The sequence below is a fragment of the Rhizobacter sp. P2_G4 genome, assembly GCF_056403575.1.
In genome coordinates this window covers 665589-686453 of the sequence record NZ_JBFUFG010000003.1, presented here as the reverse complement: position 1 = coordinate 686453, position 20865 = coordinate 665589, and the positions used below count along the sequence as shown (strand labels likewise).

General features: G+C 67.4%; 19 protein-coding genes. 15 read left to right on the top strand and 4 right to left on the bottom strand.

The features are described from left to right. Positions 1-12 precede the first annotated feature (12 nt). From AC1DYS_RS15985 to dsbD, 4 genes are all read left to right on the top strand, one after another. Entirely contained in the window at positions 13-1704 is a 1692-nt protein-coding gene (locus AC1DYS_RS15985; RefSeq protein ID WP_477900795.1) for a glycoside hydrolase family 6 protein, read from the top strand. Between the two features lie 99 nt (positions 1705-1803). Next, positions 1804-3345, top strand: coding sequence for a pectate lyase family protein (locus AC1DYS_RS15980; protein ID WP_477900793.1), 1542 nt, complete (start codon positions 1804-1806; stop codon positions 3343-3345). Then, complete coding sequence (locus AC1DYS_RS15975) at positions 3342-4430, top strand: hypothetical protein (RefSeq protein ID WP_477900791.1); 1089 nt, start codon at positions 3342-3344, stop codon at positions 4428-4430. The genes AC1DYS_RS15980 and AC1DYS_RS15975 overlap by 4 nt, the downstream gene beginning before the upstream one ends. Then, complete coding sequence (dsbD, locus tag AC1DYS_RS15970) at positions 4430-6268, top strand: protein-disulfide reductase DsbD (protein ID WP_477900789.1); 1839 nt, start codon at positions 4430-4432, stop codon at positions 6266-6268. The genes AC1DYS_RS15975 and dsbD overlap by 1 nt, the downstream gene beginning before the upstream one ends. Positions 6269-6290: 22 nt before the next feature. On the opposite strand, the gene AC1DYS_RS15965 is transcribed toward dsbD, so the two are convergent. Next, positions 6291-6581 carry a YegP family protein gene (locus tag AC1DYS_RS15965; protein ID WP_477900787.1) on the bottom strand — a complete coding sequence of 97 codons (291 nt, stop codon included), beginning with the start codon at positions 6579-6581 and terminating at the stop codon, positions 6291-6293. A gap of 158 nt (positions 6582-6739) precedes the next feature. On the opposite strand from AC1DYS_RS15965, the gene AC1DYS_RS15960 reads away from it, so the two are divergent. The 8 genes from AC1DYS_RS15960 (at position 6740) to AC1DYS_RS15925 (ending at position 16636) form a co-directional block, all read left to right on the top strand. Beyond that, a complete protein-coding gene (locus AC1DYS_RS15960; RefSeq protein ID WP_477900785.1) occupies positions 6740-7387 on the top strand; it encodes a phosphoribosyltransferase in 648 nt (215 codons plus the stop codon). A 143-nt stretch (positions 7388-7530) separates the two neighbouring features. Beyond that, entirely contained in the window at positions 7531-8826 is a 1296-nt protein-coding gene (locus AC1DYS_RS15955) for an ROK family transcriptional regulator (RefSeq protein WP_477900783.1), read from the top strand. Positions 8827-8901: 75 nt separating this feature from the next. Continuing rightward, positions 8902-9927: a D-xylose ABC transporter substrate-binding protein gene (xylF, locus tag AC1DYS_RS15950; RefSeq protein WP_477900781.1), complete on the top strand. Its 1026-nt coding sequence runs from the start codon at positions 8902-8904 to the stop codon at positions 9925-9927. A gap of 110 nt (positions 9928-10037) precedes the next feature. Continuing rightward, the gene (locus tag AC1DYS_RS15945; RefSeq protein WP_477900779.1) at positions 10038-11171 is read left to right on the top strand and encodes a sugar ABC transporter permease; all 1134 of its coding nucleotides are present in this window, start codon (positions 10038-10040) and stop codon (positions 11169-11171) included. Beyond that, on the top strand, positions 11168-11932 hold the full coding sequence (locus tag AC1DYS_RS15940; protein WP_477900777.1) for an ATP-binding cassette domain-containing protein: 765 nt from the start codon (positions 11168-11170) through the stop codon (positions 11930-11932). Before AC1DYS_RS15945 ends, AC1DYS_RS15940 begins: the two co-directional genes overlap by 4 nt. Continuing rightward, positions 11929-13392, top strand: coding sequence for a xylulokinase (xylB, locus tag AC1DYS_RS15935; RefSeq protein ID WP_477900775.1), 1464 nt, complete (start codon positions 11929-11931; stop codon positions 13390-13392). Before AC1DYS_RS15940 ends, xylB begins: the two co-directional genes overlap by 4 nt. After that, the gene (xylA, locus tag AC1DYS_RS15930) at positions 13389-14699 is read left to right on the top strand and encodes a xylose isomerase (protein WP_477900773.1); all 1311 of its coding nucleotides are present in this window, start codon (positions 13389-13391) and stop codon (positions 14697-14699) included. Before xylB ends, xylA begins: the two co-directional genes overlap by 4 nt. 209 nt (positions 14700-14908) lie before the next feature. Continuing rightward, positions 14909-16636 carry a DUF885 domain-containing protein gene (locus AC1DYS_RS15925; RefSeq protein ID WP_477900771.1) on the top strand — a complete coding sequence of 576 codons (1728 nt, stop codon included), beginning with the start codon at positions 14909-14911 and terminating at the stop codon, positions 16634-16636. Between the two features lie 118 nt (positions 16637-16754). Here the strand turns inward: AC1DYS_RS15925 and AC1DYS_RS15920 are convergent, their stop codons facing one another. Further along, entirely contained in the window at positions 16755-17144 is a 390-nt protein-coding gene (locus tag AC1DYS_RS15920) for a hypothetical protein (RefSeq protein WP_477900769.1), read from the bottom strand. A 263-nt stretch (positions 17145-17407) separates the two neighbouring features. Here AC1DYS_RS15920 and AC1DYS_RS15915 point away from each other — a divergent pair, with 263 nt between their 5' ends. After that, positions 17408-17908, top strand: a complete 501-nt coding sequence (locus tag AC1DYS_RS15915; protein ID WP_477900767.1) for a DUF2231 domain-containing protein — start codon at positions 17408-17410, stop codon at positions 17906-17908. A gap of 38 nt (positions 17909-17946) precedes the next feature. Further along, a complete protein-coding gene (locus AC1DYS_RS15910; RefSeq protein ID WP_477900765.1) occupies positions 17947-18522 on the top strand; it encodes a diguanylate cyclase in 576 nt (191 codons plus the stop codon). Here AC1DYS_RS15910 and AC1DYS_RS15905 read toward each other — a convergent pair. Continuing rightward, the gene (locus tag AC1DYS_RS15905) at positions 18495-18974 is read right to left on the bottom strand and encodes a DUF2269 family protein (protein ID WP_477900763.1); all 480 of its coding nucleotides are present in this window, start codon (positions 18972-18974) and stop codon (positions 18495-18497) included. The two genes, AC1DYS_RS15910 and AC1DYS_RS15905, sit on opposite strands and share 28 nt — an antisense overlap. Then, positions 18962-20254, bottom strand: coding sequence for an SDR family oxidoreductase (locus AC1DYS_RS15900; RefSeq protein WP_477900761.1), 1293 nt, complete (start codon positions 20252-20254; stop codon positions 18962-18964). The genes AC1DYS_RS15905 and AC1DYS_RS15900 overlap by 13 nt, the downstream gene beginning before the upstream one ends. A gap of 118 nt (positions 20255-20372) precedes the next feature. Between AC1DYS_RS15900 and AC1DYS_RS15895 the strand changes: the two genes are divergently transcribed. Then, entirely contained in the window at positions 20373-20840 is a 468-nt protein-coding gene (locus tag AC1DYS_RS15895) for a hypothetical protein (RefSeq protein WP_477900759.1), read from the top strand. Positions 20841-20865: the final 25 nt, after the last annotated feature.

Genomic DNA, 20865 nt, shown 5'->3' with positions numbered 1-20865 from the left:
AAGGGACTCCACATGAATAACTACAAGACCCAGCGCGGACGCGCCACCATCAGCCTGCTGTTCACGCTGATGCTCGCCGCATGCGGCGGCGGCAGCGACTCACCGGCTCCGTCACCCACGAGCAATGCACCCGCGCCTGCACCGGTGCCCGCACCGTCGCCATCGCCCGCTCCGTCACCATCTCCTGCGCCCGCCCCATCTCCTGCACCCACGCCGGCGCCGTCTCCTGCGCCTGCCCCGTCCCCCGCTCCTGCGCCTGCCCCGTCCCCCGCTCCTGCGCCTGCCCCGTCCCCCGCTCCTGCACCGGCTCCATCGCCTGCTCCCGCACCTTCACCGGCGCCATCGCCCGCACCGTCACCGTCTCCTTCTCCGGCCCCCTCGCCTTCTCCCTCACCGGCTCCTGCCCCCGCCACCGGCCTGATTACCGCCGGCAACCCATTCGCCGACGCGCTGTTCTATCTCGACCCGGACTACGGCACGAAGGTCTCGCAATCGCTGAGCCGTGTGACGGCATCCGCCACGGACACCGCGCTGGTGAAGGCCGCAGCCAAGTTCCCGACCGCCGTCTGGCTCGACCGCATCGCCGCCATCGACGGCGCCAAGGCGAGCGGTGGTGCGATGGGCCTGGTCGACCACCTCGAGGCGGCCCTCGCGCAGCAGAAGGCCCAGAGCGGCAGCACGCTGAAGCCGATGTCCATCCTGCTGGTGGTCTACGACCTGCCCGACCGTGACTGCGCCGCGCTAGCCTCCAACGGCGAGCTGAGCTCGGCCAACGACGGCATGGCGAAGTACAAGACGCAGTACATCGACAAGATCGCCGAGATCGTGGCGCGCCCGGCCTACGCCGGCCTGCGCATCGTCACGGTGATCGAGCCCGACTCGTACCCGAACATGCTGACCAACGTCGGTGTCGGCAAGACGGTGTGCGACGCGGTCAACCAGAAGAAGATCTACGTCGACGGCATCCGCTACACGCTGAACAAGCTTTCGACACTGAAGAACGTGTACATGTACCTCGACATCGCGCACTCGGGCTGGCTCGGCTGGGACAACAACCGCCAGAAGGCCATCGCCGGCTTCAAGGACCTGGTTCAGGGTGCGACGCCCAGCGGCAGCCTCGGCATCATCCGCGGCTTCGCCAGCAACAGCGCCAACTACACGCCGCTCGACGAGCCCTACTTCGACGGCACCGACAACAACGTGAAGTCGGGTGGCACGACTGAGTTCTACGAATGGAACCGCATGATCGACGAGCTCGGCTACGTCGACAAGCTGCGCACCGAGTTCGTCGCCGCGGGCTTCCCCGACACGCTGTCCTTCATCATCGACACCTCGCGCAACGGCTGGGGCGGCGCGAAGCGGCCCACCGCTGCAGCCGCCGACGTCGACGACATGCGCATCGACCGCCGCGCCGCGCGAGGCAACTGGTGCAACGTGAAGGACACCGGCGTCGGCGAACGCCCGCGCGCCACGCCCGACTCGACGCGCACCTACCTCGACGCCTATGTGTTCGTGAAGCCGCCCGGCGACTCCGATGGCACCAGCGACAGCACGGCCACGTCGCCGAATGCCGAAGGCAAGCGCTTCGACGCGATGTGCGGCTCGGGCAACGTCGACGCGCTGAGCGGCGCACCGCACGCAGGCCAATGGTTCCACGACCAGTTCCTGATGCTCCTGCGAAATGCGTCTCCAACCATCAAGTGACGTTCCCGCAAGACCGCATCGATAGACCAAGAAAAATCAAAAGATCAAAAGATCAATAGACGCACAGCCATCGACACACAACTTCAGGAGAGAAGAACAATGAACCGTCCCACATCCGCCATGCTCGCCGTGGCAGCCCTCTTCGCCACCGCCTCGTCCCCGGCATTCGCCGTGGACTGGCCGGCTGGCTATTCGAAATGCGCCGACGAAGGCGAGACCTGCAAGGTTGGCAGCACCAGCCGCTTGGTCTCCTTCGGCATCAAGAACCAGTGGGTCACCAAGAAGCTCTCGGGCAACCTCGCCTGCACGGTCGCGACCTTCGGCTCCGACCCGTACCCCGGCAAGGCGAAGAAGTGTGCAGTCGGGCCGACCGCCGCACCGGCCCCGGCCCCGGCTCCTGCACCAACGCCGGCACCGGCACCGGCACCGGCACCGGCACCGGCACCGGCACCGGCACCGGCGCCGGCACCTGCTCCTGCTCCTGCTCCTGCTCCTGCACCTGCTCCCGCGCCGGCTCCCGCCCCAGCTCCCGCTCCCTCAGCTGACGCCAGCACCGACATCGCGCCCGCGACCGGTTGGGCCGGCCAGTCTGGCGGCACGCGTGGCGGCTCGGCCGCTGCGTCTGCCTATGTCTACAGGGTCGACACCGCCACCGAGCTGCTCGCAGCCATCAAGGCCGGCTCCGACACACCGAAGATCATCAAGGTGACGGGCCGCATCGACATGGCAGCCGCCGACAACGGCGGCGCGTTCAAGAGCACCTCGGACCAGGCCAACCGCGGCGAGCTGAAGCTCGGCAGCAACACCACGCTGATCGGTGTGGGCGCGACCGCAGGCTTCGTCAACGCCAACATCAAGATCAACGGCGTCGACAACGTGATCGTGCGCAACCTCACCATCGTCGACCCATGCGACGTATCGCCGCTGTGGGACCCGAACGACGGCTCGAGTGGCAACTGGAATTCGGAGTTCGACGGCATCACGGTGGACGACTCGACCCACGTCTGGATCGACCACAACCGGTTCACCGATTCGCCGGTCACAGACGACCTGCTGGCGGTCGTCAACGGCAAGCGCAAGCAGTGCCATGACGGCTCGCTGGACGTGAAGAACGGTTCGGACTACGTGACGATCTCGAACAACGTCTTCGATCAGCATGACAAGAACAACCTGATCGGCTCGTCGGACAGCAAGACCACCGACAACGGCCACCTCACCGTGACCTTCAACAACAACCTGTTCACCAACATCACCGAGCGCGCACCGCGTGTGCGCTTCGGCAAGGTGCACGTCTACAACAACCTCTACCTCGGCAGCAAGGCCGATGCAGCCTATCCACACGGCTACAGCATCGGTGTGGCTTACCTGGCCAAGATCATTTCGGAGAACAACGTGTTTGACATTCAAGGCGCCAATGGCTGCCAAAGCGTGCTGAAGAACCCGGGCTCGTCGAGCAAGACGGGTGCGATCACCGACGCCGGTTCACTCGTGAACGGCTCGGCACTCGTGATGTCGCAATGCGGCTTCTCGAACGACGTGGGCTGGAAGGTGCCGTATTCGTACGCGCTGCTCCCGGCGACGTCAGTTAAGACCTCGGTGCAGGCGCAAGCCGGCACCGGCAAGCTGACCGTCAAGCCATGAAGCGCGGCGCGGGCCTGGGCCCGTTGTTCATCGCGGTGTCTGCAGCGCTGTTGAGCGGCTGCGGCGGCAGTTCGACAGAACCGACCTGGAACGGCGGGAGCGACAGCGGCTCCTCGCTCGGGCCGGTTGCGAGCACGCCTCCTGCACCGGCACCAGCCCCCTCGCCCGCGCCCGCGCCTTCTCCCGCACCAGCCCCTGCACCCGCACCGGCCCCCACCCCTGCGCCAGCGCCAGCGCCGGCTCCTTCGCCAGCGCCCGCACCGGCACCGGCGCCGACCCCTGCTCCCGCACCGGCGCCCGCTCCGGCTCCGGCTCCATCGCCTACGCCGGCCCCCGCTCCTTCGCCCGCTCCAGCACCTGCCACGGTGGCCTGCAGCGACATGACGCTGTGCGATGACTTCGAGTCGACCGCGGCGGGTGCCGTGCCCGACACAGCGCGCTGGTCCGTCGGCGGGCCGAACTGCTTCGATGGCAGCGGCAAGGCGACGATCGACGGCGCGGTGTCGCACGGCGGCACGCGCTCGGTGCGCATCGACCCCGGCAGCAGCTACTGCGGCCACGCGTTCATCATCAGCCCGACAGTGGCCACCATGGGCCCGGTCGTCTACGGCCGCTTCTACATCCGCCTCGCCCAGACGCTGGGCGACCCGCACGTGACCATCATGTCGATGCACGACGCGATCGAATCGGTCGACGGCAGCACGCAAGACCTGCGCATGGGCGGCCAGAGCGGCATCCTGATGTGGAACCGCTCGAAGGACGACGCGACACTGCCGTCCCTCAGCCCCACCGGCATCTCGCTCAGCACCAAGATTCCGGCGGCCACCTGGACCTGCATCGAGTTCGGCCTCAACTCGTCCATGGGCACGATGCAGACCTGGGTCAACGGCAGCGCCGTCAGCGCGCTGCAACTCGACTCGACGCCCACGGCCGATGTGGACCAGGCATGGCTCGGCAGCCGCCCATCGTGGAAGCCCTCGGTCACCGACCTGAAGCTCGGTTGGGAAGCCTACGGCGGCAACGGCAACACGGTCTGGCTCGACGACATCGCGCTGCACACCAGCCGGATCGGTTGCGGATCGTGATGCGGCGCTTTCTACTCTGCTGCGTCGCGCTGCTCGCGGCACCGGCCTTCGCGGCCGATGACTTCCTCGAGCCGGCGCAGGCTTTCCGCGCCAGCGTGCAGGTGCGTGACCCGCAGACCATCGAGCTGCGTTTCGACGTCGCACCGGGCTACCACCTCTACCGCGACCGCATCATCGTCACGCCGCTCGTCGGCGCTGCGACGCTGGGCGAGCCGGTGCTACCGCGTGGTCAACCCGAGTTCGACGAGGCCTTCGGCAAGACGGTCGAGACGCTTCGCGGTGCGGTCGTCGTGCAACTGCCCTTGCGCAGCGCCAGCCGCGACTTCGGCGTTGCACTGAGCTACCAGGGCTGTGCCGACAAGGGCCTGTGCTACCCACCGCAAGACGGCGGCATCACCGCGCGCGTGAAGAACGGCGCGCTGACCCAGGTCACCTGGATGCCCGAAGGCTTGCCCTCTGCGACAGCACCGGCAACCATGGCTCTTGCCTCCCCGGCGGCAGCGCTATCAACGCCCGCCACGCCCGCAGCCACCGAGCCCTCGGCCAGCGGCCGCGTCGAGTCGGCGCTGCGCTCGGGCAACCTGCTGACGGTGGCCGGTGTGTTCCTCGTGGCCGGTCTGCTGCTCTCGTTCACGCCTTGCGTACTGCCGATGGTGCCGATCCTGTCGTCGATCATCGTCGGCACCAACGGGCCGGTGTCGCGCGCCCGCGGCTTCGGCCTCGCGCTCGCGTACTCGCTCGGCATGGCGCTGGTCTACACCGCGCTCGGCGTGGCCGCCGGGTTGGCGGGCGAAGGCCTGGCCGCTGCACTGCAGAACGCCTGGGTGCTGGGCACCTTTGCACTGCTGCTGGCGCTGCTGTCGCTCTCGATGTTCGGCGTGTACGAACTGCAGATGCCGAGCGCGATCCAGGAGAAGCTGAACGCCGGCGCGGGCAAGCTGCGCGGCGGGCAGCATGTCGGCGTGTTCGCGATGGGCGGCCTGTCGGCGCTGATCGTCGGCCCCTGCGTCGCAGCGCCGCTGGCTGGCGCGCTGGTGTTCATCAGCCAGTCGCGCGACGTGTTGATCGGCGGCCTCGCCTTGTTCAGCCTCGCCGCCGGCATGAGCGTGCCGCTGCTGCTGGTCGGCGTGTCGGCTGGCTCGCTGCTGCCGCGCACCGGTGCGTGGATGGAAGGAGTGAAGCACCTGTTCGGCGTGCTGCTGCTCGCGGTGGCGCTGTGGATCGTCTCGCCGGTGCTGCCGGGCGCGGTCGTGATGGGCATCGTCGGCACCGGGCTCCTGGTCGGCGCTGCGTGGCTGTTCGACCGGCGCTCGGCACAAGCATCGGGATCGCAACGCCTGGTGCGTGGATTCGCCTTGGTGCTGGGCCTGGTCGGCGTGGCTCAGGTGGCCGGCGCGCTCTCCGGCGGCGGGGATCTGCTGCAGCCGCTCGCCGGCTTCACGGCGGGTGGCACACGCGGCTCGGCACAGGCGGCAGAGACTCCCTCGTTTCGCCGCGTGCGCAGCACCGCCGAGTTGGACACGGTGCTGAACAGCACCGGCGGACGGCCGGTGATGCTGGACTTCTACGCCGACTGGTGCGTCGCCTGCAAGGAGATGGAGCACCTGACCTTCAACCAACCACCGGTGCAGTCGCGGCTGGCCGGCGCGCTGCTGCTGCAAGCCGACGTGACGGCCAACAGCGACGAAGACAAGGCGCTGCTCAAGCGCTTCGGCCTCTTCGGCCCACCGGGCATCGTGTTCTTCGACGGCTCCGGCCGCGAGAAAGCCGGCACGCGCGTGGTCGGTTTCCAGGCTCCGCAGGAGTTCGGCGCCTCGCTGACCTCGGCAGGGCTCTGATCGCAGCGCCCGCCGCGGCGGGCTACTTCCGGCGGGCGAGTGCCGCCAACGCGTCGGCCAGCTTCCGCCTGTCGGCGGTCACCGGGGCCGCACGCGGTGTGCTGGCCCGGCCCCACAACCCCTGCGGCTCGGTCGACGATTTGTCTTCGATCGGCGTGAAGTGGGTGGTGCTTTGCACCATATTGACCGCGCGTTCGCAGTCACCGCGGTCGTCATAACCGCTGGCGCTGTCGGCGATCTTGTCGACGTCGTTGTCTGCCCACAGGCGCCAGCGAAACTGGCCGCGCGAGTCGCCGTAAATCTCAAACCACATGTCCGAGCCCCCTCTTTGCTGGTAACAGAAGGATAGCGCGTGGACGAAGAGGCTCGTGCGTACGGGAACGTGGTTTGCTCCCCTGTTTGAAGCAGGTACAACCCCCAATCCCCAGCGGGAGGCCCGGAACCACACTCGGCGTCTAGCGTCTTGCAGCGATGAAAGCCAAGCAGGTCTATCGCGATCGTCGGCATGCGGGCCAGGTGCTGGCGCAACGCCTGGTCGACTTCAAGGACCGGCCCGACGTGATCGTGCTTGCCTTGCCCCGCGGCGGCGTGCCGGTGGCGTTTGAGGTGGCGCAGGCGCTGCACGCGCCGCTGGACGTGTTCATCGTTCGCAAGCTAGGAGTGCCCGGTCGCGAGGAATACGCCATGGGAGCGATCGCCAGCGGTGAGGTCTGCGTGCTGAACCATGAAGTGGTCGACTGGCTGGGCATCTCGCAAGCTGACATCGACGCGGTGCTGCAAGCGGAACGGCTGGAACTGGCGCGGCGCGAACACCTGTACCGCGAGGCAAAGCCGATGCCCTCGCTGCACGCGCGTACCGTCCTGTTGGTCGACGATGGCCTGGCCACCGGCTCGACGATGCGGGCTGCCATCCGCGCCTGCCGCCAGCAGCAGCCCAGGCATCTGGTGGCGGCCATTCCGGTGGCCGACGCAGACGTCTGCGAGTCCCTGCGCAACGAGGCCGACGAAGTCGTCTGCGCGAGCACGCCTGAGTTCTTCCAGGCCGTGGGCCGCTGGTACGAAGACTTCTCCCAGACGAGCGACGACGAGGTGCGCGCACTGCTGGCAGCAGCACGCTAAGTCGCGAGCCCGTTCGCAAATTCAGCCGACCGCAATGTGCCCCGAGGGTTTCCACGGACCCGGGTGGGAAAGTCCCGATGGTGATTTATTCCGCCGAAATAAAATGGCGAAATACTTTCAGACATCGACCCCACCTGTCCCACATGGCGCGCCTCAGTTCTCGTCACCTCTCGCAGCTGCACCTGTACCAGGTGCTGCATGCCGTGCGTGGCCATGGCGCTCCGATGTCTCGCGCCGAGATCGGCGTCACCACCGGCTTGAGCCAACCCGCGGTCTCGTCGCTCACGCGGCGCCTGATCGAAAGCGGCGCGCTGACCGAAGTGGGCGCCCGGCCGGCCAATGGCGGCGGCCGCCGTGAACGCGAGCTCGCACTGAACCCCGACTTCGTCTGGGTCGTCGGCGTCAACATCTCGCTGTACCAACTCACCGTCACCCTCACAGACTTCGCCGGCGTGGTGCGCCGCACGCGCAGCGCGCCCCTGGTCACGCCGATGCAGAAGGCGGCCCTCGTCAAGCGGCTGGTCAAGGAGGTGCGCGCCTGCGTGGCCGACGCTGATGGCGCCCCCGTCACCGCGCGGCTGGCCGGCGTGGGCATCGCCCTGCCGGGGTTCGTCGACTCGTTGGGCGACGTGGTGCACTGGTCCGCCGTGTTTGCCACCGAAGGATCGACGGCGGTTCACAACCTGTCCGGCGCCATTGCCAAGGAACTGGGCGTGCCGGTCTTCATCGAGAACGAGGCCAACATCCGCGCGCTCGCCGAGCAGTGGTTCGGCCAGGCTGCCCGGCTTTCGCACGTGGCAGTGGTCACGCTGGAGCAGGGCCTGGGCCTCGGGATGATGATCAACGGCGAGCTGTACCGCGGCCGTGCGGGCCTGGCGGCCGAACTCGGCCACATGCAGATCGAAGCCGGCGGACGCCAGTGCCACTGCGGCAAACGCGGTTGCCTCGAAGCGTACGTCGCCCACTACGCCATCGTGCAGCAAGGTCAGGAGGCCGGCCTGCTGCCCGCCGGAGACATGCCACCGCAAGAGATCGAGGCCGCCTACGACCGGCTCGCCAGCGCCGCCCGCGATGGCAATGCAAAGGCACTTCAGATCTTCGAGCGCCAAGGGCGACAGCTCGGCATCTGGATCGGCAACGTGGTGAACCTGCTGGCGCCGCAGCTGGTGATCCTCGACGGCGGCCGCCAGCTCGCGATCGAACTCTTCGAGGCCCCGCTGCGCGCCGCGATGGACGACGCGATGGCCCTGCCCCACCGAGGCAAGGTCTCACTCGTCATCGGCCACGAAGGCAGCGAAGCCTGGGCACGCGGCGCCGCCTCGCTCGTGCTGCAACGCCTGGATGAATCTGCGGAGATCGTGGCCTCGGCCTCGCGCCACGACTTCGAAGACGTATCCCACCAATCCCATCAACCCGCAGTGAGACGGACTGCGTTCTAAATCACCGCCCGACCACCGCTCTGCGTCGGGGCGCATCAAGCGCAAGCCAACACACCAATATTTGGAGACAAGTCAATGAAACTCGCATACAAGATCGTGACCAGCGCAGTCATCGGTGCCTGCAGCACACTCGCTGCTGCACAAGCCGTCGTCGGCGTCAGCTGGTCCAACTTCCAGGAGGAGCGCTGGAAAACCGACGAAGCAGCCATCAAGGCCGAGCTCAGCAAGCTGGGCGCAAAGTACGTGAGCGCGGATGCAGGCGGCTCGCCTGAGAAGCAGATCGCCGACGTCGACGGTCTCATCGCCAAGGGCGCGACCTCGCTGATCATCCTCGCGATGGACAAGGACGCGATCGTGCCCGCACTGGCCAAGGCCAAGGCGAAGAACCTGCCCGTCGTCGCCTACGACCGCCTGATCGAGCAGCCCGGCGTGTTCTACATCACCTTCGACAACAAGGAAGTCGGCCGTGAGCAGGCACGTGGCGTGTTCAAGGTCAAGCCCAAGGGCAACTACGTCTTCATCAAGGGCTCGCCGACCGACCCGAACGCCAACTTCCTGCGTGACGGCCAGGGCGAAGTGCTGGCCGATGCCATCAAGAAGGGTGACATCAAGGTCGTCGGCGAGGAGTACACCGACGGCTGGAAGCCCGAAACCGCGCAGAAGAACATGGAGCAGATCCTGACGCGCAACAGCGGCAAGGTCGACGCGGTCGTCGCCTCGAACGACGGCACCGCCGGCGGCGTGATCGCTGCACTCTCCAGCAAGGGCCTGAAGGGCGTGCCGGTCTCGGGCCAGGACGGCGACCATGCCGCGCTCAACCGCGTGGCGCTCGGCTCGCAGACCGTCTCAGTCTGGAAGGACGCTCGCGTGCTGGGCAAAGAAGCCGCTGCAGCCGCAGTGGCCCTGGCCGCCGGCAAGAAGGTCGACGGCGCCGTCACCTGGGCCGAAGGCGAGAAGAAGGTGCCGATGCAGTCGAAGTTCCTGAAGCCCGTGTCCATCACGCGCGACAACCTCGACGTGGTCATCAAGGCCGGCTGGATCACCAAGGACGAAGTCTGCAAGGGCGTGACCAAGGAGAGCGCGCCCGCAGCTTGCAAGTAACGCGCGCTCGGTCCTCAACTTTGTGATGGCAAGCCCGCCCCCGCGGGCTTGCCTGGCCTGACATGAACAGCAAATTCCAAATCAGCGCTCTTGACTTGCGTTTGACCTTGATGGCCGTCGTCCTCGCGACGATGGCCATCCTTTTTCATCTCGCGACCGGCAACTTCCTCTCGCCGGAGAACCTCTACAACATCGCGCAGCAGACCGCCGTCGACGGCATCGTGGTCACTGCCATCACGCTGATCATCGTGGCGCGCCAGATCGACCTATCGGTCGGCTCGGTGCTCGGTTGCGTCGGCGTGCTGATCGCGTTCCTGATGTATTCCAAAGGCTGGCACTGGGTGCCGGCCTCACTGGCCGGCATGGGTCTGGCACTGGCCATCGCGCTGTACCAAGGCTGGCTCACCGCCGTGGTGGGCGTGCCCTCCTTCGTCGTCACGCTGGGCGGCATGATGTCATTCCGCGGCGCCGCCTTTCTGGTGGCCGACGGCAAGACGCAACCGGTCACGGACCCCGTCTTCCTGGCGCTGGGTGGCGGGCTCGATGGCTCGCTCGGCCCGATGCTGAGCTGGGTGCTCGGTGCGGCGCTCACGGTGCTGATCATCTGGTCGAGCATGGCGCGCCGGGCACGCAAGGTGAAGCATGGGTTTCCGCTGCGCCCGCTGGCCTTCGACGTGGCGCTGATGCTCGGCACCTCGGTCCTCGTGCTCGCGTTCGTCGCCACGATGAATGCCTATCAGCTCAACGGCAAACCCGAGGCGCAAGGCGTGCCGGTGCCGGTGCTCATCTGGGCGGTCGTCGTGATCGTCGTCAGCTTCATCGTGCGGCGCACGCGCTTCGGCCGCTACGTCTTCGCGATCGGCGGCAACCCGGAGGCCGCGCGCCTGGTGGGCATTCCAGTCAAGCGCGTGACGATCAAGCTCTTCTTGCTGCTGGGCGCGTTGACGACGCTGGCCTCGGTGGTCGCGGTGGCGCGCCTCAACGCCGGCACCAACTCGCTCGGAACCAACATGGAGCTTTACGTGATCGCCGCCGCGGTGATCGGCGGCGTGGCACTTTCGGGCGGCAGCGGCACCATCCTCGGCTCGGTGCTGGGCGCGCTGATGATCCAGTTTCTCGAGAGCGGCATGCTGCTGATGGACGTGAGCATCGGCTATCGCATGGTGATCATCGGCCAGGTGCTGATCGTGGCAGTCGTGTTCGACGTCGTCTACCGGCGTTTCAGTGGCGAGAGGCTGACATGAGCAGTGCATTGATCGAGATCCGCGGCGCATGCAAGACCTTCGGCGGCGTGCGCGCCGTCGACGACGTCAGCCTGCAGCTGCACCCCGGCGAAGTGGTGGCGGTGCTGGGCCACAACGGCGCCGGCAAGTCCACGCTGATGAAGATGCTCGCCGGCGCACACGCAATGGACGGGGGCGAGTTGCTGGTCGACGGCAAGGCCGCCCACATCGCCTCGCCCTCGGACTCGCAGGCCCTGGGCATCGAGACCATCTACCAGACGCTCGCGCTGGCAGACAACCTCGACGCGGTTGCCAACCTCTTCCTCGGGCGCGAACTCGTGACAGGCCTCGGCCTCATCGACGACGACAGCATGGAGCATGCTGCGCGCCAGACCTTCCATCGCCTGAACCCGAACTTCACGAACATCCGCGAGCCGGTGCGTTCGCTGTCGGGCGGGCAACGCCAGGTCGTCGCGATCTCGCGTGCGCTGTACTTCAAGGCGCGCGTGCTGATCATGGACGAGCCCTGCGCCGCCCTCGGCCCCGAAGAAACACGCATGGTCCACGAGCTCGTGCGCCGCCTGAAGGCCGACGGCGTCGGCATCTTCCTCATCACGCATGACATGCCTGACGTGTTCGAGCTGTCAGACCGCTTGAGCGTGATGAAGAACGGCAAGGTCGTCGGCACCTACCGCACGTCCGATCTCACTGAAGACGAGGTGCTGGCCATGATCATCGGCGGCAAGCCGGTCTCCCGCATCGAACAGAGGTTCTCACCATGAACACCATCGGCATCGACCTCGGCACCTCGTCTGTGAAAGCCGTGGTGCTGAGCGAAAACGGCGAGCTCATTGCCGAGGCAGGCGCGTCGTTCGACGTCTCGCGCCCTCACCCGCTGTGGAGCGAGCAGACGCCTTCCACCTGGCTCGCAGCAACCGACCACGCGATGAACCAGCTGCGCGAGCGGGCCGGCAGCACCTGGCAGCAGGTCACTGCGCTGGCCGTCGCCGGGCAGATGCACGGCGCCACGCTGCTCGACGCCGCAGGAACCGTGCTGCGCCCCTGCATCCTCTGGAACGACGGCCGCAGCCAGGCGCAGTGCGCCACACTCGAAGCGCGTGAGCCGCGCACACGCCAGATCACCGCCAACCAGGCCATGGCCGGGTTCACCGCGCCGAAGTTGATGTGGGTGAAAGAGCACGAACCCGAGGTCTTCGAGAAGACCGCGAAGGTGCTGCTGCCCAAAGACTGGCTGGTGTACCAGCTCGCCGGCGTGATGAGCAGCGACTGCTCCGACGCCTCGGGCACGCTGTGGCTCGACGTGGCTCGCCGCGCGTGGAGCGACACCATGCTTCGCGCCACCGGCATGCGCGCCGAGCAGATGCCCGAGCTGCACGAAGGCTGCGACGAGGTCGGCACGCTGCTGCCGCGGTGGACGCGGCAATGGCAGTTGCCGGCCGGCATCGCCGTCACCGCAGGTGCGGGCGACAACGCGGCCGGGGCGGTGGGCGTGGGCGTTACCGTGCCGGGCACCGGCTTCGTTTCGCTCGGCACCTCGGGCGTGGTCTTTGTTGCCACCGACGGCCCCAAGCCGAACCCCGATCGTGGCGTGCACACTTTCTGCCACGCACTGCCCGGCGTGTGGCATCAGATGGCGGTGATGCTCTCGGCCAGCAGCGCACTCAGCTGGTGGTGCGGCATCAACGACAGCGCACCCGAAGCGCTGCTGAAGACGCTTCAGCCCGGCGCCGTGCGGCGCGACGCACCGCTGTTCTTGCCCTACCTGTCCGGCGAACGCACACCGCACTCCGACCCTCGTGCGCAAGCCGGCTTCATCGGCATGACGCACACGACCGACCGCAACGACATGAGCTACGCGGTGCTGGAAGGCGTGGCGTTCTCGTTTGCCGACGGCGTGGCTGCGCTGCGCGAAGCCGGCCCGGTGCCCGAGCGGCTGCTCGCCATCGGCGGCGGCGCGCGCTCGGACGTCTGGCTGCAGCTGATGGCCGACACGCTCGGCGTGACCATCGACCGGCCGAGCGGCGCCGAAGTCGGCCCCGCACTCGGCGCAGCGCGCCTGGCATTGCGCGGCCGCGGCGTGCAGCTCACCGATGCCACGCCACCGATCGCACGCAGTTTCACATCCGATGCCAGCAATGCGGCGGCACTCGCCGAACGGCTGAATCGCTTTCGCAAGGCGTATGCGCCCTTGCGCCAACTCACCACTGAGGAGAAGTCATGACCATTTTTTCCAACATCGATCCCATCCGCTACGAAGGGCCTGAAAGCACCAACCCGCTCGCCTTCCACTGGTACGACGCCAAGCGCGTCGTCCTGGGCAAGACGCTCGCCGAGCACCTTCGCCCTGCTGTCTGCTATTGGCATTCGTTCTGCTGGCGCGGCGAAGACCCGTTCGCCTTGGGCACGCAGCTGTTCGACCGGCCCTGGTTCCAGGGCGAGCCCGTGGCCGCCGCGAACCTCAAGCTCGATTCGGCCTTCGATTTCTTCTCGCGCCTCGGCCTGCCGTACTGGACCTTCCACGACCGTGACGTCGCACCCGAGGGTGCCAGCCTGCGCGAATCCAACGCGATACTCGATACCGTGCTGGAGCGCGCTGCCAAGAAGATGCAGGACACCGGCGTCAAGCTGCTGTGGGGCACCGCGAACCTCTTCTCGCACCCACGCTACATGGGTGGTGCCGCCACCAACCCAAACCCCGAGGTCTACGCCTGCGCCGCGTCCCAGGTGAAGCACGCGCTCGAGTGGACAGCCCGGTTGGGCGGCGAGAACTACGTGCTGTGGGGCGGCCGCGAAGGCTACGAGACCTTGCTCAACACCGACATGAAGCACGAGCTCGATGCGTATGGCCGCTTCCTCGCGAGCGTGGTCGAGCACAAGCACAAGATCGGCTTCAAGGGCGCGATCCTGATCGAGCCGAAGCCAAAGGAGCCGACCAAGCACCAGTACGACTACGACACCGCCACGGTCTTCGGCTTCCTCAAGCGCTTCGGGCTGGAGAACGAGGTCAAGGTCAATATCGAGGTCAACCACGCCACGCTGTCGGGCCACAGCTTCGAGCATGAGGTCACCACCGCGTTCGCGCTCGGCATCTTCGGCTCGCTCGACGCGAACCGCGGCGACGAGCAGCTCGGCTGGGACACCGACCAGTTCCCCAACAACCACGTCGCACTGGTGCCCGCGCTTCTCGAACTCATCCGCGGCGGCGGCTTCAGCAGCGGCGGCATGAACTTCGACGCCAAGCTTCGCCGCCAGAGCATCGACGCTGGCGACCTGTACGAAGGGCACATCGGCGGCATCGACACGCTGGCGCGCGCTTTCCTGTGTGCGGCGGCGCTGTACGAATCCGCCGCGCTGGAAAGCGCCCGGACCGCGCGCTATGCGGGGTGGAAAGGCGAACTCGGAAGCACGATCCTCGGCGGTGCGAGCCTCGAACAGGTCGCCGCGCTGGCGCAGACGCGAGGCTTCGATCCGAAGCCTGAGTCTGGCCGGCAGGAGCGTCTGGAGAACGTCGTCAATCGCTTCGTGTAAGACGCGTCTTGGTCAGTGACATGCTCAGCTCGACCCGATATCCGTTCGGGCTGAGCCTGTCGAAGCCAGCAAAGTGCACGGCGCACCCTTCGACAACCTCGGGGCGAACGGAGTTGAGGCTGAACCAAGGCCGCTGATACGATCCCTCGGTGCCCTCATTCACACGATTCCTCGGCCTAGCTTTCGCCTGCCTGACCTGCGCTGTCTGGATGCCGAGTACCGCAGGCGCCGCAGAAACCGCAGCGCCGTCTGCACTGCGCCGGTTCTTTGCCGACGAATGGGAGCGCAGCCTTCGCGACAGCCCCGAGACCGCCACCTACCAGGGTGACACGCGCTTCAACGACCGCTGGTCCGACCTGAGCCTCGCGGCCATCGCGGCGCGCGAAGCCGCGGACCGCGCTGCGCTCGCACGGCTGCGCAGCTTCGACCGCGCACGCCTGTCGCCGGCCGAGCAGCTCGACTACGACACCTTCGAATGGCAGCTTCTGCGCGCCGTCGAGCGCCAGAAGTTCCGCGAGTACCTGCAACCCATCGGCCACCAGGGCGGCGTACAAACGGCCGACGGCGTGAGCGAGGCCACGCCCTTTGCGAGTGCCGACGACTACCGCAACTACCTTCGCCGCATCGCCGCAGTTCCCACGCTGGTGGACCAGACCATCGCGCTGATGCAAGAAGGCGTGAAAGCCGGCCTGGTGCCGCCGCGCGTGCTGATGCAGCGCGTACCGGCGCAGATTGCGCAGCAGCTGGTCAGCGACGCGACGAAGAGCCCGTTCTACCGGCCGTTCACGAAGTTCCCGGAGTCCGTGAGTGCGGCCGACCGCGCGTCACTGACGACGCAAGCGCAGAGCACCATCCGCGAGCGCGTCGTGCCGGCCTACCGCAAGCTGGCCACTTATTTCGACACGCAGTACCTGCCCAAGACGCGAACCTCGATCGCTGCGGCCGACGCACCCGATGGCCGTGCGTACTACGACTTCCTGGCGCGCTACTACACCACCACCTCGCTCGATGCAGACGCCATCCACGCCATCGGCCTGAAGGAGGTGGAGCGGCTGCGCGGCGCGATGGAAGCGGCCAAGGCCCAGACCGGCTTTCAAGGCACGATGGCCGAGTTCTTCAGCCACCTGCGCACCGACCCGCGCTTCTTCCACAAGAGCGGCGATGCGTTGCTCGCCGCCTACCGCGACCTGGCCAAGCGCATCGACCCCGAGCTGGTGAAGGTGTTCCGCACGGTGCCGCGCCTGCCGTACGGCGTGCGCCCGATTCCCGACAACATCGCGCCCGACACGACCACGGCCTACTACCAGGGCGGCGCGGCCGACGGCTCGCGCGCCGGCTACTACTACGTCAACCTCTTCAAGCCCGAGGCCCGGCCCACCTGGGAGATGGTGCCGCTGACGCTGCACGAAGCCGTGCCTGGCCACCACTCGCAGTTTGCCTTCGCGCTCGAGCTGCCCGACTCGCCGATGTTCCGCCGCACCGCGTACTTCGTGGCTTACGGCGAAGGCTGGGCGCTGTACGCCGAGCAGTTGGGCTACGAGATGGGTCTGTACGGCGACCCGTACGACCGCATCGGCCAGCTGGCCTACGAGATGTGGCGCGCAGTGCGCCTGGTGGTGGACACCGGCATCCACGCCAAGGGCTGGAGCCGCGAGCAGGCGATCCGTTTCTTCAAGGACAACAGCCCGAAAACCGACCAGGACATCGTCAACGAGATCGACCGCTACATCGGCACGCCGGGCCAGGCACTGGCCTACAAGATCGGCCAGATGAAGATCAGCGAACTGCGCGCTCGCGCAGCCGCTGCGCTGGGAGACCGCTTCGATGCACGCGACTTCCACGACGCCGTGCTGGGCACGGGTTCCGTGCCGCTGGCCGCGCTCGAGAAGCGCATTGATGCCTGGATTGCGGAGCGGCGCGCCCTGGCGGCTCGTTGAGGCTGCGGCAGGGGCTTGAGTCAGCCGAGTCGGACCGCACGCCTCCCTTACCGTGTTTGCGGCAATTTTGGGGACGCCGCAGCCATTCCTTCACTCCGGCGGCGGCTGGTCCAAGCCGTCAGCGCATGGGCTCCGGCTTGGACGGCCGCGGCGGCATCGGAAAGTAGCGCGCCCGTATCGTTGCCCGCAGCCCGTGAAAAACGGACCACACGGCTTCGTCGGTGAGTTCGCTCGAATACGCCCAGTTGCTGCGGAACTTGTAGGCCCGGGCGCCGCCGGCGTCCTCGGCGAGCGCGGCTATCTCTGCCGGGCGCAGCTGCCATTCGGTGTAGAGCAAGTGGAGCGGCAGCCACGAGGTGAAGTGCTCATCACTGAAGGGCAGCTGGAAATCCACTTCGACGTCGAAGGGCGTGGTGCTGAGTCTTCGCACTGCAATGACGTCCAGTTGCAGGTAGCGCAAGAGGAGCTTCTCGTCCGGCTCCAGTTGGGGGTCGTTGAAGGCGAGCATGTTGGATCCTTGCGTCCTCGAGGAGGGTTCGCAGGGATTGGGGCAAGTTGCGCACCTGGGGCATCGTGGCTCCCGAATAACCACGTTCGCCGCAACAGGAAGCGCCCCACGCCACCCCGATCAGGGGCCCTGTCGCTTGGCATCCCACTTGCCTGAATGGGTCGGCGGCCGAGTTGCCTGACCTCGAAGCTACGTGTATTCATGCCACTGAAAACGCGCCAGTTCTTCGGTCCCGCCCGCCACCGTTGACGAAAGGAAGCACCATGGAAAGCAGAGCCCGCCTTCTTGGCCACCCCATTCACCAGATGCTGGTCGTGTTCCCCCTCGGCCTGCTCGGCGCCTCGGTCGTGTTCGACCTGCTCTACCGCGGCCTCGACAGCGCACAGATGGCCGTGGTCGCGTACTACCTCATCGCCGGTGGGTTGATCGCCGGCGTGATCGCAGCGCCCTTCGGCACCATCGACTGGCTGGGCATCCCCAAAGGCACGCGTGCCAAGTCGGTGGGTGCCATGCACGCCATCGGCAACGTGGTGGTGCTGGCGCTTTTTGCAGCAAGCTGGTGGATGCGCCGCGACGCTCCCGACGCGCCGACCGTGCTGGAGCACGTGCTGTCATTCGGCGGCGCCCTGCTCTCCCTCGTCACCGCCTGGCTCGGCGGCGAGTTGGTGGACCGGCTGGGCGTTGGCGTGTCCGAAGGCGCACATCTCGACGCGCCCAGCTCGCTGCGCACGCATGACCCTGCAGGCCGGCCCGGCTACCGCTGAGCTGGAGGTGACCTTCACCGCCGCGTGGGCACGACGCGTTGGATGAGACCGCGCGCCTGCTGGAACAGCTGCTGCTGCGCGTGATGCTGCCGCTGTGGCTGCTGGCCGGCCTGGGCGACTGGGCCTGCCACCGCGTGCAGCGCATCGAGCACAACGCAGGTCCGAAAGAAGCGCTGCTGCACCTGGCCATGCTCTCCGAAGTGGGGCTCGGCATCTTGGCCGCGCTCGCATTGCAGCCCACGGCCGGCCTGCTGGCCTGGCTGCTGATCGCCTGCATCGCGCATGAGCTCACGACCTGGTGGGACCTGGCCTATGCCAGCACGCGCCGCACCATCCCGCCCTACGAGCAATGGGTGCACAGCCTTCAGTTGGCGCTGCCGTGGATCGGCGTGTGCACGCTCGCCGTGGCCCACCGCGGGCAGGTGCTTGCGGCGGCTGGCCTGGGCGACGGCGTGGCCGACTGGCACCTGCGCTGGCGCGATCCGCCGCTGCCAGGTTGGGCCTGGGGCACCGTGCTTGCGGCTGCTGTGGTGCTGGTGGTCTTGCCGTTTTTGGAGGAGTACAGGCGATGTCGCGCTGTGCAGGCTCAGGCCGGCTTGGCAACCATCAGGTAGAACACGATGACCAGCGCGACGAAGGCGGGTATGCCGAGCAGCGTCCAGATCGTGAGGTAGCGCCAGTACAGCGGCGGCAGCACGCTGCCGCTCGCCTCGGCTTGGCGCGCCATGTCGCGCATGCGCAGCTGTATCCACACCACCGGCAGCCAGCACGCTCCGGCCACCAGGTAGAGCACCACGGAAGCGACGATCCAGGTGCTGGAGAGCGGCAGGCCCGCCAGGTGTGCGAGGTACCAGCCGCTGAGCGGCTGGAAGATGATCGTCGTGGTGGTGAACCACAGGTCGGCCTTGACCACGTAGCCGATCACCACCGCCACCGCCCGCGGGTCGTCGTGTCGCCGGCGTGCTGCGAGGCTCGTGAAGAGCATGTAGTAGGCCGAGCCGATGCCGGTGCCGAAGAGGAATGTCGACGACAGGATGTGCAGCCATTTGACGATCAGGTATTCCATCGCGGTTCCTCCAGCGCCAGCAGCAACGCAACGGCCGCCAACATGGGCAGGTTCTTCAAGATCGGGCCGAAGGGGTGCAGCCAGAACTCGGGTAACGCCCAGGTGATGAGCGCCATGTAGCCGAGCATGAGCGCGATCTGCATCCACCACAGCAGCACCCGGCGGCGCAGCACCAGCGTCGCCACACCGAGGGCGAGGTCGAGCGCTGCGGCGCCGTACAGCATCAACGGGGCCAGTGCGCCGGTGATGCCGAGCCGGGCCAGCAATGCATAGCTGTCTTGCACCGGGTAGAGGCCGAACGACAACAGCCCGGTGACGATCCACACCAGCGCGATGGACAGCCGCAGCAGTGGCAGCAGCCAGGCCAGCCGCGCCTGCACACGCGCACCTGCAGCGTGCTCCATGTCGATGAACGACTCCGCCGGTCGAGCAGGCCGGCCCAGCAGGCGCTGCGTGGATTCAGCCGGTGCGGTGTTGCCGCGCTCGAGCATCTGCAACGTCTGCCGGTCGAAGGGCAGACCGGACACGTGCTCGGCGACAGCCGCGGCAGCTCGCACCAGCGGCAGCGGAACCGCGAACCAGCGCGGTGGTGGCAGCCGCATGCCGGCGCGCAGCCGCACGATGAGTTCACGCAGCGCCAACGGGTGCGGGCCGACCAATGGCAAGCGTTGGCCGGCGTCCGTCTCGCGCTCGATCAGCGCTTGCAGGGCCTGCACCACGTCATCGATGTGCACAGGCTGCACCGGCTGGTCCCCGCGTCCCGGCAAGGGAATCAGCGGCAGGCTGGCCAGCAGCGCGAAGAGCGCTGCGCTGGCGCCGCCCGGCCCGTAGACGAGCGAGGGCTGCACCACCGTGCCCGCGAGCGGCAATGACAGCAGGTGCTCGTCGGCCACGCGCTTGCTCAGGTGGAAGGCGCTTTGTGCGTGCTCGTCGGCACCCAGTGCCGAAATCTGCACGACGCGCGGCACACCGGCCTGCACGCACGCATCGAACAGCGCGATGGGTCCGCGCACATGCAAACGCTCGAATCGCTGGGCCCCTCTTTCGCGCAGGATGCCGACGGCGTTGACCACCACGTCGACACCGGTCAGCCGCGGCAACCAGTCGGCGGCCGACATGTCGCGGCTGAAGTCCCCCGTCACCGCGTGGCTGGCGAAGTCGCCAACCGGCCCGTTCGATGGATGCCGCATCACCGCCACCACCATGTGGCCGCTGCGCAGCAGGCTGCGGCCCAGGTGGCGGCCGATAAAGCCTGTGGCGCCGCAGACAAGCACCTTCATGCGAGCCCCCCGCCCGGGCGAAGGCACGGCGTTTGCCAATCACAGGGCACGAACTGCATGTCGCGAGCGAGCAAGCGACGTGCCCCGAGATTCACGACCCGAAGACGGAGCCTCGACGATGAAGACTTGGAAACAATCGATGCGTGACGGCCTGCTACCCGGCAACCTGGCTGGACTTTTGTCGACTGCGGTGCTGCTGCTGAGAGGCCGCTCGGAGATCGGCAAGCCGCTTGCGCCACTCAACGCGCCCAGCCACTGGGTGTGGGGAGACCGCGCGTTGCGGCAAGACGGCCACAGCCTGCGCTACACGGCGCTCGGGTTGCTGATCCACCAGGCGTCGGCCTTGATGTGGGGCGTGCTGTACGAGCGCTTCGTGGCACGCCCGCGCCCCACCGCAACCCTCGCACTGCGCGACGCGGCGGTGGCCACAGCGGCGGCCGCCACGGTCGACTTCGTACTCACGCCGAAGCGCTTCACACCCGGATTCGAGCGGCGCCTCTCCAAGCCGAGCCTCGTGCTCGTGTACGCCGGCTTTGCGATCGGCGTGGCACTGGGCAGCCAGTGGGTACGGCGCCGCAACGCCTGACGTGACCGACCTAACTGCTGCTTGA

Bases quoted from the DNA above. Each gene is read 5' to 3' on its own strand.
- AC1DYS_RS15975 (WP_477900791.1), top strand. From the start codon at position 3,342: ATGAAGCGCGGCGCGGGCCTGGGCCCGTTGTTCATCGCGGTGTCTGCA.
- AC1DYS_RS15915 (WP_477900767.1), top strand. From the start codon at position 17,408: ATGGAAAGCAGAGCCCGCCTTCTTGGCCACCCCATTCACCAGATGCTG.
- AC1DYS_RS15955 (WP_477900783.1), top strand. From the start codon at position 7,531: ATGGCGCGCCTCAGTTCTCGTCACCTCTCGCAGCTGCACCTGTACCAG.
- AC1DYS_RS15895 (WP_477900759.1), top strand. From the start codon at position 20,373: ATGAAGACTTGGAAACAATCGATGCGTGACGGCCTGCTACCCGGCAAC.
- AC1DYS_RS15985 (WP_477900795.1), top strand. From the start codon at position 13: ATGAATAACTACAAGACCCAGCGCGGACGCGCCACCATCAGCCTGCTG.
- AC1DYS_RS15920 (WP_477900769.1), bottom strand. From the start codon at position 17,144: ATGCTCGCCTTCAACGACCCCCAACTGGAGCCGGACGAGAAGCTCCTC.
- xylB (WP_477900775.1), top strand. From the start codon at position 11,929: ATGAACACCATCGGCATCGACCTCGGCACCTCGTCTGTGAAAGCCGTG.
- dsbD (WP_477900789.1), top strand. From the start codon at position 4,430: ATGCGGCGCTTTCTACTCTGCTGCGTCGCGCTGCTCGCGGCACCGGCC.
- AC1DYS_RS15965 (WP_477900787.1), bottom strand. From the start codon at position 6,581: ATGTGGTTTGAGATTTACGGCGACTCGCGCGGCCAGTTTCGCTGGCGC.
- xylA (WP_477900773.1), top strand. From the start codon at position 13,389: ATGACCATTTTTTCCAACATCGATCCCATCCGCTACGAAGGGCCTGAA.
- AC1DYS_RS15925 (WP_477900771.1), top strand. From the start codon at position 14,909: ATGCCGAGTACCGCAGGCGCCGCAGAAACCGCAGCGCCGTCTGCACTG.
- AC1DYS_RS15980 (WP_477900793.1), top strand. From the start codon at position 1,804: ATGAACCGTCCCACATCCGCCATGCTCGCCGTGGCAGCCCTCTTCGCC.
- AC1DYS_RS15940 (WP_477900777.1), top strand. From the start codon at position 11,168: ATGAGCAGTGCATTGATCGAGATCCGCGGCGCATGCAAGACCTTCGGC.
- AC1DYS_RS15945 (WP_477900779.1), top strand. From the start codon at position 10,038: ATGGCCGTCGTCCTCGCGACGATGGCCATCCTTTTTCATCTCGCGACC.
- AC1DYS_RS15900 (WP_477900761.1), bottom strand. From the start codon at position 20,254: ATGAAGGTGCTTGTCTGCGGCGCCACAGGCTTTATCGGCCGCCACCTG.
- AC1DYS_RS15960 (WP_477900785.1), top strand. From the start codon at position 6,740: ATGAAAGCCAAGCAGGTCTATCGCGATCGTCGGCATGCGGGCCAGGTG.
- AC1DYS_RS15905 (WP_477900763.1), bottom strand. From the start codon at position 18,974: ATGGAATACCTGATCGTCAAATGGCTGCACATCCTGTCGTCGACATTC.
- xylF (WP_477900781.1), top strand. From the start codon at position 8,902: ATGAAACTCGCATACAAGATCGTGACCAGCGCAGTCATCGGTGCCTGC.